12 protein-coding genes and 1 tRNA gene are annotated in these 13,205 nt (G+C 58.2%); 7 read left to right on the top strand and 6 right to left on the bottom strand.

Features of this window, described 5'->3' with window-relative positions; all coding sequences use genetic code 11:
- The first annotated feature begins 6 nt into the window (after window positions 1–6).
- Both fdxA and AB1495_RS01390 read left to right on the top strand, forming a co-directional pair.
- On the top strand, window positions 7–345 hold the full coding sequence (gene fdxA, locus AB1495_RS01395) for a ferredoxin FdxA (RefSeq protein ID WP_005849180.1): 339 nt from the start codon (window positions 7–9) through the stop codon (window positions 343–345).
- Window positions 346–651: 306 nt separating this feature from the next.
- A complete protein-coding gene (locus AB1495_RS01390; RefSeq protein ID WP_009825020.1) occupies window positions 652–1,167 on the top strand; it encodes a CarD family transcriptional regulator in 516 nt (171 codons plus the stop codon).
- Window positions 1,168–1,246: 79 nt separating this feature from the next.
- Here the strand turns inward: AB1495_RS01390 and AB1495_RS01385 are convergent, their stop codons facing one another.
- Together AB1495_RS01385 and AB1495_RS01380 are read right to left on the bottom strand one after the other, a co-directional pair.
- Window positions 1,247–3,184, bottom strand: a complete 1,938-nt coding sequence (locus AB1495_RS01385; protein ID WP_005854327.1) for a cation:proton antiporter — start codon at window positions 3,182–3,184, stop codon at window positions 1,247–1,249.
- Between the two features lie 45 nt (window positions 3,185–3,229).
- Window positions 3,230–3,688 (bottom strand): Lrp/AsnC family transcriptional regulator, encoded by a 459-nt coding sequence (locus AB1495_RS01380; RefSeq protein WP_005854326.1) that lies wholly within the window; start codon window positions 3,686–3,688, stop codon window positions 3,230–3,232.
- Between the two features lie 133 nt (window positions 3,689–3,821).
- Between AB1495_RS01380 and hppD the strand changes: the two genes are divergently transcribed.
- On the top strand, window positions 3,822–4,916 hold the full coding sequence (hppD, locus tag AB1495_RS01375; RefSeq protein WP_037944596.1) for a 4-hydroxyphenylpyruvate dioxygenase: 1,095 nt from the start codon (window positions 3,822–3,824) through the stop codon (window positions 4,914–4,916).
- Window positions 4,917–4,982: 66 nt separating this feature from the next.
- On the opposite strand, the gene AB1495_RS01370 is transcribed toward hppD, so the two are convergent.
- The gene (locus AB1495_RS01370; RefSeq protein ID WP_074634559.1) at window positions 4,983–7,613 is read right to left on the bottom strand and encodes a hypothetical protein; all 2,631 of its coding nucleotides are present in this window, start codon (window positions 7,611–7,613) and stop codon (window positions 4,983–4,985) included.
- Window positions 7,614–7,837: 224 nt separating this feature from the next.
- Here AB1495_RS01370 and AB1495_RS01365 point away from each other — a divergent pair, with 224 nt between their 5' ends.
- Window positions 7,838–8,536: an SIMPL domain-containing protein gene (locus AB1495_RS01365; RefSeq protein WP_244268801.1), complete on the top strand. Its 699-nt coding sequence runs from the start codon at window positions 7,838–7,840 to the stop codon at window positions 8,534–8,536.
- Window positions 8,537–8,629: 93 nt separating this feature from the next.
- Here AB1495_RS01365 and AB1495_RS01360 read toward each other — a convergent pair whose 3' ends face one another.
- The 3 genes from AB1495_RS01360 to AB1495_RS01350 form a co-directional block, all read right to left on the bottom strand.
- A complete protein-coding gene (locus AB1495_RS01360) occupies window positions 8,630–9,922 on the bottom strand; it encodes an O-acetylhomoserine aminocarboxypropyltransferase/cysteine synthase family protein (protein ID WP_074634557.1) in 1,293 nt (430 codons plus the stop codon).
- A 122-nt stretch (window positions 9,923–10,044) separates the two neighbouring features.
- The gene (locus AB1495_RS01355) at window positions 10,045–11,049 is read right to left on the bottom strand and encodes a hypothetical protein (protein ID WP_074634556.1); all 1,005 of its coding nucleotides are present in this window, start codon (window positions 11,047–11,049) and stop codon (window positions 10,045–10,047) included.
- A gap of 121 nt (window positions 11,050–11,170) precedes the next feature.
- Window positions 11,171–11,254 (bottom strand) — tRNA-Tyr (locus AB1495_RS01350).
- A gap of 127 nt (window positions 11,255–11,381) precedes the next feature.
- On the opposite strand from AB1495_RS01350, the gene rlmB reads away from it, so the two are divergent.
- The 3 genes from rlmB (at window position 11,382) to AB1495_RS01335 (ending at window position 13,185) form a co-directional block, all read left to right on the top strand.
- Window positions 11,382–12,158, top strand: a complete 777-nt coding sequence (gene rlmB / locus AB1495_RS01345) for a 23S rRNA (guanosine(2251)-2'-O)-methyltransferase RlmB (RefSeq protein WP_074634555.1) — start codon at window positions 11,382–11,384, stop codon at window positions 12,156–12,158.
- A 10-nt stretch (window positions 12,159–12,168) separates the two neighbouring features.
- Complete coding sequence (locus tag AB1495_RS01340) at window positions 12,169–12,486, top strand: hypothetical protein (protein ID WP_074634554.1); 318 nt, start codon at window positions 12,169–12,171, stop codon at window positions 12,484–12,486.
- Between the two features lie 231 nt (window positions 12,487–12,717).
- Window positions 12,718–13,185, top strand: a complete 468-nt coding sequence (locus AB1495_RS01335) for a CoA-binding protein (RefSeq protein WP_074634553.1) — start codon at window positions 12,718–12,720, stop codon at window positions 13,183–13,185.
- Window positions 13,186–13,205 lie beyond the last annotated feature (20 nt).

Below are 13,205 nucleotides of genomic sequence, written 5' to 3'. Positions count from 1 at the left end.
GATGTTATGACCTATATCGTTAACGATGCCTGTATCGCCTGCAAATACACTGACTGCGTTGAAGTATGTCCGGTGGATTGCTTCTATGAAGGCGAAAACATGTTGGTCATTCATCCAGATGAATGCATCGACTGCGGCGTTTGCGAACCTGAATGCCCCGCCGACGCGATCCGCCCCGATACAGAGCCGGATATGGAGAAGTGGGTTGAATTCAACCGCAAATACTCCGAACTGTGGCCCGTGATCATCACCAAGAAAGACCCGCTGCCCGAGGCAGAGGAACGCGATGGTGAAGAGGGCAAGCTTGAGAAGTATTTCTCTGAAGCACCCGGCGAAGGCGGCTAAGCGATTCGCACTTGGGTGCATGGGGTGATCGCTGCGTGTGACGCCACCTGATCCCCTTTATTTATTCGATTAACACGTATTTGATCGAATCTATGCGGCCCCCCGCTTTCGGGGGGGCTAATTTTGTGATATACGTTGTCGCAAATGATGATACCTACGCGCCAAATCTCAACCGTTTTGCACAGGTTGAACCAGAACATCTGAAGTTATGAAATGAGGCTGACGGCTCTTTGGGCCGGTCGGCCTTTGTCGTTGTGACAGCATATTTACCCATGCGGGCCGTCCCCGCGCCCAAGGAGCCACTGTATGAGCAAGTCGAAGAAGCTAGATTTCCGCCCGAATGAATTCGTTGTTTATCCGGCGCATGGCGTTGGTCAGATCATCTCGGTCGAAGAGCAGGAAGTCGCGGGCATCTCGCTGGAGCTGTTCGTGATCGCGTTCGAGAAAGACAAGATGACGCTGCGGGTCCCCACCCATAAGGCGACAGAAATTGGCATGCGCGCGCTCAGCAGCCCTGACGTGATCAGCCATGCGATGAAAACCCTGAAGGGTAAGGCCAAGGTCAAACGCGCCATGTGGTCGCGCCGTGCGCAGGAATATGAGCAAAAGATCAACTCCGGTGATCTGATCGCCATCGCCGAAGTCGTACGCGACCTGCACCGCACCGACGACCAGCGCGAGCAAAGCTATTCCGAGCGTCAGCTGTATGAAGCCGCGCTTGAGCGACTGACCCGTGAAGTTGCCGCCGTCGCCGGTGGGGACGAACTGGCGGCCTCCAAGCAGGTCGGTGATGTGTTGGAAAGCCGCGTCGCCGCTGCCTGATCGCAACCGTTAAATTTTGAAAAGCCGCGCCTGATATCATATCGGGCGCGGCTTTTTGGTGTCTGAAGGGCGAGGGGGGCTACGACCCTTGGGTCTTATCCTCTTGGTCAATTCGGTTCAGGAAAGCGGTTTCCAGATCCTTTTGCAGCTCTTTCGCGCGCGCCACATAGGCTTTGTTCTCGCTTGGTGGGATGTCAGGGCGCCACAGGGCCGCCAGCTCGCGCACAGACGCACGGTCGTGCGAATAGAACATCCGCTGCGCCTCTGCCGCCTCGTAGTCGGAGAGCCCGAGATTCTCCAACACATAGCGCCCCGCCCGAAGCGAGCTGTCGAACATTTCGCGCACGATGTCATTCGCGCCGGCCTGGTATTGTTGGTACACATCTGTCCGGTCATGGGCGCGGGTTACGATATGCAGGTCGGGCCGTTCCTTGCGCGCATAGGCGATAAGCTGCAAGGCCGACTTGGGATCATCCAACGCGACTACCAGAACCTTGGCATCGCGCAGACCGGCCTTGCGCAGAATGTCAGCGCGGGTCGGATCGCCCAGGAACGCCTTGAAGCCAAAGCGGCGCATGACGGCGATGGTTTCGGGGTTGTGGTCCAGAACGACGGTGCGAAAGCCGCTGGCCTGCACCAGACGGTTCACAATCTGCCCGAACCGTCCGACACCCGCGATGATCACGGTGCCCTGCTCGTCAATCTCGTCCGCAACGATGGGGCCGGATTTCGTATCCATCCGTTTGCTGATCTGGTCATAGGTGATGAACAGCAGCGGTGTGATCAGCATCGATAGGGCGACGACCAGCAACAATGTCTCGGCCACGTCATTGGGCATGACTCCCGTGGCGACCGAGAAGCTGACCAGCACAAAGCCGAATTCACCCGCCTGCGCCAGACCAAGCGCAAAGAGCCAGCGGTCGCGCCCTTGCAGCTTGAACAAGGTGCCAAGCCCGTAAAGAATCAGGCCCTTCACCAGAATAACCAGCAGCGCCATCCCGACGATGATGATCGTATCGGCGAACAGCAGGTCAAAGTTGATACCCGCCCCCACGGTGATGAAGAACAGCCCCAGCAGCAGTCCTTTGAACGGCTCAAGGTCGGTTTCCAGTTCGTGCCGGAATTCGCTGCTGGCCAGCACCACTCCTGCAAGGAAGGCCCCAAGCGCGGGCGACAGGCCCACCAGCATCATCAGGAAGGAAATCCCGACGACGATCAGCAGGGCCAAAGCGGTATACATCTCGCGCAGCTTGGCAGCGTGGATAAACCGGAAAACGGGGCGGGTGAAGAACACACCGGTGATGATGATCCCGGCAATGGCACCCAAGGTGACCAGCGTTATGGCCCAACCCGGCAGCCCCTGAACCAGTGAAATCGCCGCCTGCGCGGTTTCCGCACCATGACCCGCCGCCGCAGGACCGTGCCCCGAGGCTGCCTCTGCCCCATGGGCGGCATCCTCGGGGTTCACCGAGATCGATCCGTCCGGTCGCATTTGCGCGGGCAGCTGCGCCACAAGCAGCGGCAGGAACGCGAGGATCGGGATCACCGCGATATCTTGCGTCAGCAGCACCGAAAAGACGGATCGTCCACCCGCTGTTTGCATCAAACCCTTTTCTGAAAGGGTTTGCAGCACGATCGCTGTTGACGACAGCGACAGCGTGAGGCCGATCGCAATCGCCACACCCATCGGTTGGTCATAAGCCATCGCGATGCCCATCAGCGCCGCAGCGCTAAGCACGACCTGCATCCCGCCAAGCCCCAGCAGACGGTGGCGCATGTTCCACAGGGCGCGGGGTTCAAGCTCTAGCCCGATGAGGAACAGCATCATCACGACACCAAATTCGGCGAAATGCTGCAAATCCTTGGTCTCCGATCCAACCAGCCCGAAGGCCGGCCCGATCAGGATCCCCGCGGCGAGATATCCCAGCACCGACCCCAGCCCCAGACGCGATGCGATGGGAACCGCAATCACCGCCGCAGCGAGATAGATCGAGGCTTGAAACAGGAAACCTTCCATAAGGGGCATACTTTCTTTGTGTCGGGCAGGCCCCGAGCGGGTCAATCAGGTGGGCAAGGGCCCGTCTCGTTTAAGCTGATCCATAACGATCTGGCTATGCACTTTTGCGACAGCACCATGGGGGAGCAGCACATCATGGATGAGGCGGTTCAGGCTGGGCAGGTCTGCACAATAGACGCGCAGCAAATAATCCGCATCCCCCGTCATCGTCCACGCGCTAACGATTTCGGGGCGGGTGGCCAAAAGCCGCGCAAAGCTGGCGGAATGTTCGGGCCCGTGGGTGCCCAGATGGACCTGCACAAACCCCTGTACCGTCAGCCCCAACCGTTCGGGGTTGAGCCGGGCCGTGTAGCCTTGGATATACCCTTCGGTTTCAAGCCGTTGCCGCCGCCGACCTGCTTGGGACGGGGATAGGTGCAGCTTCTCTCCCAACTCTTGAGCAGTGAGATGCGCGTTCTTTTGCAGCGCCGCCAGCAGGCGTTTATCGATATCATCTAATGTCATGCGGTATTCTCACATAGAATGATAAAACCATGCGTCAACCCCGCGCGAATAGCCAGTCACACTTGTATGTTTGCGCAAAGATAGCGTGGTTCCGGCGATAGACTGCGCACGAACGCTATCAAAGGAGCATCTCATGGGTCCGTTTCCGCATGACGCCGAAAAATCCAAAATCACTGATGAAAACCCGGCCGGCACCGACGGGTTCGAATTCGTCGAATTCGCCAGCGCCGACCCGCAGGAGCTTCGCGATCTATTTACCCGTATGGGCTATGCCCATGTGGCGAACCACAAAACGCAGAAAATCGAACTCTGGCAGCAGGGGGACATTACCTATGTGCTGAACGCTGACCCTGACAGCTTTGCCGCAGGCTTTGTGGCCGAGCATGGCCCCTGTGCGCCCTCGATGGGCTGGCGGGTTGTGGATGCGCAAAAGGCGCTGGACCACGCTGTTGCCAAAGGGGCGGAGGAATATACAGGCGCAGGCAAGGTGCTGGATGTGCCCGCGATCAAGGGGATCGGCGGGTCGTTAATCTACTTTGTGGATCAGTATTACGACACGTCGCCCTATAACGAGGAATACGACTGGATCGCGCAATCCAAACCCGCTGGCGTCGGTTTCTACTATCTCGATCACTTGACGCATAATGTGTTTAAGGGGAACATGGACGTCTGGTTCAAGTTCTACGGCGATCTGTTCAATTTTCGCGAGATCCGGTTTTTCGATATTGAAGGCAAGTTTACCGGCCTTACCTCGCGTGCGCTGACATCTCCCTGCGGCCGCATCCGTATCCCGATCAACGAGGATCGCGACGAGAAGGGGCAGATCGTGGCCTATCTCAAGAAATACAACGGCGAGGGGATCCAGCACATCGCCGTGGGCGCGCGGAACATCTATGATGCGACGGATGCCATTGCGGACAACGGGTTGAAATTCATGCCCGGCCCGCCCGAGACCTACTATAAGATGAGCAAGGATCGCGTCACCGGCCACCAAGAGCCGCTTGATCGGATGAAGAAACACGGCATCCTGATTGACGGGGAAGGGGTCGTGGATGGCGGCGAAACCCGCATTTTGCTTCAGATATTCTCGAAAACTGTCATTGGGCCGATCTTCTTCGAGTTTATCGAGCGTAAAGGGGACGACGGTTTTGGCGAAGGGAACTTCAAGGCGCTGTTCGAGAGCATCGAGCAAGAACAAATCGACAGTGGCGAGTTGAGCGAAGCCTGAAACGACAGAAAGCCGCATCTTCGGATGCGGCTTTTTCATGTAGCGAGCAGTCAGATCTTGCGGGGCTTAGCCGCGGGGCATCTTGAGCACGACATCGCGCCCGCGGCGGTTATACCGCAATTCAGCCTCTCCAATCGCGGAGACGCGGCCGCCATCCAGACGATCCCCGACGGCAACCTTCTGGTACCGCCCGTTGCTCAGCCGGATCAAGGCGCGGCGGCTTGAGGGTTTGCCGTAGACTCCGATCAGATTGATTTGACGCAGTTTGATCGCATTTTTCACAGTTGCCTGCTTCGATACGGAGGCTTTCGACGGCACCGAAGGCTGTACCACCTGCGGCGTGACCGCAGCCGGCGCACTGGCGACCGTCACAGGCGCGGGCTGCGCCCGTTCGGCCCGACGTACGATGCGCGAAAAGTTACCGGGGCGCGTGTCTGGTCGCTTGGACACTTCTGTCGCGTATTGCGTCGCGTTGTTCACGGGCTCTTGCGGCAAGGCGGCTTTGATCGCGGCGGCTGCTGCCTCTGCTGCGGCGTCAACCTCGGCCTGTTTGGCTGCAGCAGCGGCCTTGATGACATCGGCGCTGCGCAGGGTTGGGCGGAACGCGGCAAGTTCGTTGCGGGTCACCCCGCCCAGATTAGCGCGCTCGTTCTGTTCGGGCAGATCCTCGGGGCGCAGTTTGGGGCGAAAGCCAAGCAGCGCGGCAACAACCGTATCCTCGACCTCTTCCTCTTCGACCGCACCGGGACGGGCGAGGGTCGCAGGGGGCACACGGGCCGGTTGCCCGGCGAAAACCAAAACCCCATCCGCGTTCAACGTGCCATTCGGACTTGGAACAACCAGACCACGATCATCCAGCGTGAACGACGTGCCCGCCGCCGCCGGAGGGGCCGAGCTGATATCGACCGTATCCCCGCCAAAGGACGCGAGCGTCGGCAGTGCAACAGCGTCATTCGAGGTGCTGACGGGATCGATGCTGGTCATGAACAGATCATCCAGCGTCACCATCGACGGCGCTTTTGGTGTCTTTGGCGCGATGGCCCAAATGCCGGTTGTCGCGTATTTCGCTTCGATTTCCTGCGCGGTCAGCTCGCGCGGTTGCAGCTGCTGTGGCACGCGCATCGCGTCCAAAACCGCACCGTCCTCATCGCTGAGCGTGGGATCAAGCGCGGCGACAGTGGTGTCAGCCGTATTCTCGGGCGGGGTCTGCGGTACGATGGGGTCCTCGCGGCTTTCCACTTGCTGTTTGACCGCCGGCTCCGGTGGGGCAGAGGCGGTCTGCGTGGTGTCACGACTGCCAAAGAGCCGCGAAAGCGCTAACCCATCATCAAGGAAGACAGACGCCCAAGCTGCGACGCCCGCGAGGAACACCAGCAAGGCTGCGGTCAGGACCAGCCCCAAAAAGCGCGGCTTTCCTCCGATGGACTGCTCTTTGCGGGCCCCGAAAACAGTCATCTGGTCGACTTCGCTGGCCCCCGTGGCAAGGGCCTTGCCGGGAATGGGGGCCGCTTTTGCGGCAATTGGTTTGGGCGGAGGTGGTGTCGCGCGGGGCTTGCGGCGTTTCAGAAAGCCGAAAGGCGACGACTTGGCAGGTTGTGTGTGTTTGGCACCGGTTAACGAACTGCTATCGGGGACCGGCCCGCCCGTGTGCGACAAGGGCTGCACGCTACCGCGCGCGGCGGCACCCGTAACGATGGGCGCGCTGCGTCGGCTGGAAAAATCCGCGGGGGCTTTGGACACGGCGGGCGCGGGCTTGGGTGTCGCTGCCACATTTTTTTCAGCAGATGGGGCGGCTGGTTTCTGTACCGCGGGTGCCGTTGCCTTGCCAGCTGACACTTCGGGTGTTTTGGCGTGGGCGGGGGCCGACACCTTGCTTGGCGGGGGCGTCACCGATGGGGACGCGGGTGCAACGCGAGGCGCGTCAAGCTTTGCCGCTTTGGGCGCGGGGGCGTCTGCTGGTTTCTGGCTTGCAGGCTGAGGAGCATCAGCCGTCTTGGCTTCCGGCTTTGCGACATCAGCCGCCGGAGCATCCGACGTGCTGTCACCCTCCTGCGACGCATCCGCCGTCACATCATCGGCTTTACCGGGGCTTTCCGCCTCAGCAGCCGTATCACCTTTCGCCGGCGAAGTGTCCTCCGGCGGGAGTTCCACATCGCCCAGGATAACGAATGGCCCTTTGTCACGCTCCACAGAATCGCCCGGCTCCAACCACTTGGGGGCGGAGTCTGTTGGGCCGAAAAACGCCTCGCCGGTAAAATCATGATCGTCGGACTGGGCGGCAAAGCTGACGGGGTGAAAACGATGCTCGGTCGCGAAGGCTTCGGCCTCGGCCAGTGTTTCGCGGGCGACGGCGGCGATATGCGTGCGGGGGCCGTCATTGCTGATGTCAAAGACCAGATCTTCGACGGCATAGGGCGTCGCGCCATCAAGCGCCACCTCGGCCTGTTCGCGCCGCGCCTGATTGCTAAGCCCTGCGGTGTCGATCGTCATGTATTTGATTTGATCGTTCGGAATCAGTAGCTTACTACGCAGGCCGCTCGGCTCTAGCGCGGTGGCGGTGCTGCGCAAGGCGGCCAGTTGGGCGGCCATATCCTCCGCGTCGACGGCCACTTCGCCCACCTGCCGCCATCCATCAGGGGCGCGGTGCAGCAGGCGAATACCTTCGAAGGAGAGAGACAGTGCAAAATTGGGCTTCATTGGAACGCTTTTGACTAGAGGCATTGGGACGGTGGGACATTCGGACGGCAGCAGATTTCCAATACCATGGGGATCGCCTGCAAAACAGAGCGCCCGTTCACAGCAAAAGAATAGAGCAGTAGTTTGCTCATGAAAAGAGCGGAGCGCAGAGGAGGCTTGCGGCAACTTAGGCGGGAGGCCACATATGTTGCCAAGGGATATCACAGTAAAAAAAGGTCATGAATATGCGAATGTTGAAAATTGCCGCGATCGTCTGTGCCGGTTTCGCGTCAGGTGCGCTGGCGCAACAAGCGCCGCAGGGGATCACCGTGAATGGCGAGGGCATTGTATCGCTTGCCCCTGATACCGCGACGATCCGCTTGGGCGTGAGCGAGCGGGCGGCCTCTGCTTCGGACGCAATGGCGCAGACTTCGGAAAAAGTGCGCGGCATTCTAGACCAATTGGACACATTGAAGATCGCGGGCCTCGACCGTCAGACCAGCGGGCTTTATCTGCGGCCCGTCTATGACAACCGCCCCCGCGAAGATGCGTCCCCGGTGGAAGTATCGGGCTATGAGGCGGGCAACACCGTCAGTGTGACGGTTCGCGATCTAAGCAAACTTGGGCAATTGCTGGATGCGGTCGTGGCCGAGGGCGCGAATGATTTTAACGGCTTGCAGTTCGGCTTGCAGGATAATGCAGCGGCGCTGGCTAAGGCCCGAGAAGGGGCCGTTCAGGATGCGATGGCGCGTGCGCAGCAGCTTGCAGATGCCGCTGGCGTTAAGCTTGGTAAACTCACCAGCATGTCCGAATCGAGCCAGGGTTTCCGCCCGATGGAAATGCGGGGTGCCCAGATGAAAAGTATGGATATGCCCATCGAGACCGGAGAGATCGACATCAGCGCGCAAGTCACGCTGCAGTTCGAAATCGCCGAGGCTGACTAACCCTCTGCTGCCTCGCGGCATTTGAAGGTTTGAATGGGTAAACATACCCCCGCCGAAGGGTTGCTTTGGCGGGGGTCTTTTATAGGTCGTAGCTTAAGCCGTCGCTTTGGACAGCGCTTGATCTAGATCGGCGATCAGGTCGGCGGCATCCTCTGTCCCGATGGAAACGCGCACAACATTCGCGCCGGCACCCGCGGCTTCTTGCTGCTCGGGGCTAAGCTGTCGGTGCGTGGTGGAGGCAGAGTGGATGATCAGCGACCGGGTGTCGCCAAGATTTGCGACATGGCTGAAAATCTCCAACGCATTTACCAATTTGACGCAGGCGTCGTATCCGCCCTTCACCGCAAAGGTGAACAACCCGCCGGCCCCCTTGGGGCAAACGCTTTTCGCACGCTCGAAATAGGGCGAGGATTCGAGCCCCGCATAGGTGACATAGTCGACGCGGTCATCATTCTCGAGCCAAGCCGCGATTTTCTGGGCGTTTTCTACGTGGCGTTCCATGCGCAGCGAAAGTGTCTCTGTCCCCATCAGCGTGTAATGCGCAGCCTGCGGGTTCATCGTCATGCCAAGATCCCGCAAACCGATGGCGATGCCGTGGAAGGTAAAGGCCAAGCCGCCAAAGGTCTCGTGAAAGTTGAGACCGTGGTAAGCAGGTTCCGGTTGGCTCAGCGACGGGAATTTATCATTCGCGGACCAATCGAACTTGCCTGAATCCACAATACAGCCGCCTGTTACCGTGCCGTTGCCGGTCAGGTATTTCGTCGTCGAATGTACCACCAGAGTCGCGCCAAGTTCGATCGGGCGGCACAGGTAGGGCGTCGCCGTTGTGTTGTCGATGATCAGCGGAACGCCTGCCGCATCCGCCACGTCGGCAATGGCACGTACGTCCATGATGTAGCCGCCAGGATTGGCAATGGCTTCGCCAAAGATCGCGCGGGTATCGTCGTCAACCGCTGCTTTCACGGCATCAACGTCGTCAAAGTCGACAAACTTGCAAGACCAACCGAAACGTTTGATCGTTTGGCTGAACTGCGTCACCGTGCCCCCATACAGACGGGTAGAGGCGATAATGTTTTTGCCCGGCCCCATCAGCGGGAACAATGCCATAATCTGTGCCGCGTGCCCGGAAGAGCAACACACGGCACCAACGCCCCCCTCAAGCGTGGCGATGCGTTCCTGCAAAACAGCAACGGTCGGGTTCGTCAGGCGGGAATAGATGAACCCCACCTCTTGCAGGTTGAACAACGCCGCCGCGTGGTCCGCATCGCGAAACACATAGGCCGTGGTTTGGTAGATCGGCGTCTGCCGCGCACCGGTCGCCGGATCAGGTTTGGCCCCTGCGTGTATCTGCAGGGTATCAAAACCATAGTTGGGGCTATCTGTCATCGTTGTTCTCCCTAAAATTGTCTTCAATATGGTTAGGTGAACCGATGTGAACGCACAAGCTGTAGGTCGCTTCTGTCACGCTTAGGAGGTTGTTTACCGACTCGGATGAAATGCGGTCGACGCTACCGCATCCAGTAGCCGTTTGATTTCAAACGATTCCGAATGGCCTGCTCTTTGCGCGGCAAGTTGTCCTGATCAAAGAGAGCCCGCGCCTTGCGACCGCGGCCTTGATAGACCATCCGCTTGATCGGCTCCGAACCCTTTAAAACTTTCTTCAGTTTATTTGGTGCTGCAATCGTTTCTAAAGTGTCAACGACGTGGTCCGGTTCGCGCGCGTAAAGCAAGGGCAGCAGGCGATAGTGGCAGCTAACAGACCCGTCGATCAGCCCGTCAGGCAAGGTATCGCGCGCCCCACCAAGCGCATGAATAACTAGCGGCAACGCGACTTGGTCAAGCCAAGGGTCAAAAGACTGCGCGCAAAGCTCTTCCGGCGCGTCATCGCGGATCGCCAGCGCATAGTGCAAAAACTTTTCACCAAATTCGTGAGGGCAGCGATAGAAAAAGAAACCTGCGTTGAAATACAGATACCGTTGCCAATAGTCGTCGGGCTGAGACAGGTCGAGGCTGCTGTCAAAATCTAGGTCAAACTTGTCATAAAGGGATTTCCACAGACCGGCGTATTGTGGTCCGTACAGCTGGGGAACAGGCCATGTGTTTGTGCGCCGCATGGATGCCATCGGGCGGTCAAAGTCGAAGGGGACCGACATCAGGTCGCCAGTGATCAACGTGTCCGTATCGAAGAAAACGAAGGGCTCAGCTTTTGGAAGCGCATTGAGCATTTCGATTTTATTTCCATATGGATAGCTCTCACCGAAGTGCTTTGTGTCAAACGGAATAACCTCTGCGCCAAGGTTGTGGAGCGCGCTGATAACATCGGGGTTCTTGATTCGTGGATCGTCCGACCAAAGCGGGCCGGGCTGCGGCTCCATCACATAGAGGTTGCCCGAAAAATGGGGGCTGTGGTGGCGCAGCGATGCGGCAAACAACAGAGCCTCATAAGCCAGCCGCCCGTGTTGCCCGACGATCGCGATGTTGAAAGCCTGATCCGGCCGGGAAGCATGGGACACGGGTCACCCCTATCATTTCGTATGCGTTCTAAATGCATAAGATGTGTCACAAATTCACATCGGAACACAATGTATCAAACGGCTGTGCCGCTATACTTAAGGATAGTCGAAAAGGGGAAAGTGGTGGGCGACCCTGGAATCGAACCAGGCGTGCGTCTCCGCGAGGGAGTTACAGTCCCCTGCCACACCTTGCGGCCTGTCGCCCACTTTCACCCTGTGCATTGCACCGGATGTGAAGGCGTGATTACAAGCGGGCAGTATAGGCGTCAAGGCGAAAACCGGCGCGAAATGCAGGGAATTTTACCTTGCGATGAAAGATAGAAGGTTCGGCGATGAAAAAACCTAAGTGGGTTGTGCAAAAAGAGCAGGAAAAAAAGGCAGATGCGAACCAAACAGTTTGGTTGTTTGGCCTTCATGCAGTGCGCGACGCGCTGGAAAATCCCGCGCGTGAAAAGATTAAGCTGATGGTTACGCCGAATGCTCAGATCAAGCTGGAAGAGGCGATTGCCAAGGCCGGCATTGAACCAGAGGTCGTTGATCCGCGAAAATTCCGCCCGCCGCTGGACCCCGGGTCGGTGCATCAAGGAGCCGTACTAGAGGTCAAACCGCTGAGTTGGGGGGCGCTCAAGGATGTCTGCATCGGGGCCGAAGCACCGCGCGTGTTGCTGCTGGATCGGGTGACAGACCCGCATAACGTTGGTGCAATTCTGCGGTCCGCAGAGGTTTTAGGTGCATCGGCGGTTGTGGGCATGCGTCATCACGCTGCGCCCGAGACCGGGGCGCTTGCGAAAACAGCGAGTGGCGCGATGGAGAGGCAGCCGTATTTGCGTGTCCGGAACCTAGCCGACGCGATCAAGGAGCTTCAATCGATGGGGTATCTTGTTCTTGGTCTGGACGGCGAAGCCGATATGACTGTCGAATCTGCGCTGGAGGGGAAGCGCGACCGTCCGGTGGCGCTTGTGCTGGGGGCCGAAGGGCCAGGTCTGCGTGAAAAAACCAAAGAAACCGTCGATGCGCTGGTCCGAATCGACGCAGGCGGCGGGTTCGGTTCGCTAAACGTGTCAAATGCAGCGGCAATCGCGCTATATGCGTCGCGGGATCACAGCTGAGCATAATTGCATGAATTACCCGACAAAAATCGCGACATGCTGTTTTTGCGGCAGCAAGGCAGCGCTGACATTGGGGGCAGGGCGGCACGAGCTGGCTTGCGCACAATGCGGCGCACCATTGCATGATCTGAAACAAATTCCGCTCCCTCGCGATTCTGAAAAGCCCAATACCGGCGGCAGGCCTGCGGCGGGGATGCGGAAATTTCCACATGCCCAAGCGGCAGCTGCTATTCGCAAGCCTAAGCATCGAAAAGTGAAGAAAAAGAAAACCTGGATCACAAAGATCGCGAGTGAGGTCGCGGATGTGATCGACGATATATTTGACTAGTTTACGCTGTCAGAAGCGAGATTCGGCGGAAAATGGCTGGCGCATTCATCGTTTCTTCACGGATTTGTCACATGCTCTTTGAATGGAGCAAATCGTTCCTACCTTCTGTGTATGACGGCGAGTTTGGAACTCTCGCCGATCACCTAACTGTCCCTCGTTCCATACCTTTGCGCCCTCACGTTTATCGTCGAGGGCGCTTTTTTTCGAACCGTTAGAGGTTTAGTAAGAAGCATGACCTACACCGATACCCAACTGAAAAATATTCTGACGCAGACGAAGCGGATCGCGGTCGTGGGGGCTTCGTTGAACCCGGTTCGGCCAAGCTATTATGTCGCGCGATATTTGAAGACCAAGGGGTACGATATTGTTCCGGTAAATCCGGTGCATGCTGGGAAGACACTATTGGGGGTAACGGTGGTTTCGCAGCTGTCAGACATCGAGGGTGGCGTTGACATGGTCGATATTTTTAGACGGTCAGAGACTGTGCCAGAAATCGTTGAAGAGGCATTACAGGTGTTTCCTGATCTGGCGACGATCTGGATGCAAATCGGGGTGCAGCACCCTAAAGCTGCCGCAAATGCGGAAGCAAAGGGCGTGACCGTCATTCAAAACAGATGCCCGAAGATTGAATATCAGCGCCTTTTCGGCGAATTGCGCATGGGAGGTTTTGCAACGGGGATAATCTCCAGCAAGCTTTGACCCCAGTTTGCTACGCGTCA

The sequence above is a fragment of the Sulfitobacter pontiacus genome, assembly GCF_040790665.1.
GTDB classification, from domain to species: Bacteria; Pseudomonadota; Alphaproteobacteria; order Rhodobacterales; family Rhodobacteraceae; genus Sulfitobacter; species Sulfitobacter pontiacus.
The sequence above is the reverse complement of the archived record's forward strand: the minus strand, read 5'-3'. Positions and strand labels throughout refer to the sequence as shown.

What these genes read in the sequence shown, in the direction of transcription:
- fdxA (WP_005849180.1), top strand. Translation starts at nt 7, where the DNA reads ATGACCTATATCGTTAACGATGCCTGTATCGCCTGCAAATACACTGAC.
- AB1495_RS01390 (WP_009825020.1), top strand. Translation starts at nt 652, where the DNA reads ATGAGCAAGTCGAAGAAGCTAGATTTCCGCCCGAATGAATTCGTTGTT.
- AB1495_RS01385 (WP_005854327.1), bottom strand. Translation starts at nt 3,184, where the DNA reads ATGGAAGGTTTCCTGTTTCAAGCCTCGATCTATCTCGCTGCGGCGGTG.
- AB1495_RS01380 (WP_005854326.1), bottom strand. Translation starts at nt 3,688, where the DNA reads ATGACATTAGATGATATCGATAAACGCCTGCTGGCGGCGCTGCAAAAG.
- hppD (WP_037944596.1), top strand. Translation starts at nt 3,822, where the DNA reads ATGGGTCCGTTTCCGCATGACGCCGAAAAATCCAAAATCACTGATGAA.
- AB1495_RS01370 (WP_074634559.1), bottom strand. Translation starts at nt 7,613, where the DNA reads ATGAAGCCCAATTTTGCACTGTCTCTCTCCTTCGAAGGTATTCGCCTG.
- AB1495_RS01365 (WP_244268801.1), top strand. Translation starts at nt 7,838, where the DNA reads ATGCGAATGTTGAAAATTGCCGCGATCGTCTGTGCCGGTTTCGCGTCA.
- AB1495_RS01360 (WP_074634557.1), bottom strand. Translation starts at nt 9,922, where the DNA reads ATGACAGATAGCCCCAACTATGGTTTTGATACCCTGCAGATACACGCA.
- rlmB (WP_074634555.1), top strand. Translation starts at nt 11,382, where the DNA reads ATGAAAAAACCTAAGTGGGTTGTGCAAAAAGAGCAGGAAAAAAAGGCA.
- AB1495_RS01340 (WP_074634554.1), top strand. Translation starts at nt 12,169, where the DNA reads ATGAATTACCCGACAAAAATCGCGACATGCTGTTTTTGCGGCAGCAAG.
- AB1495_RS01335 (WP_074634553.1), top strand. Translation starts at nt 12,718, where the DNA reads ATGACCTACACCGATACCCAACTGAAAAATATTCTGACGCAGACGAAG.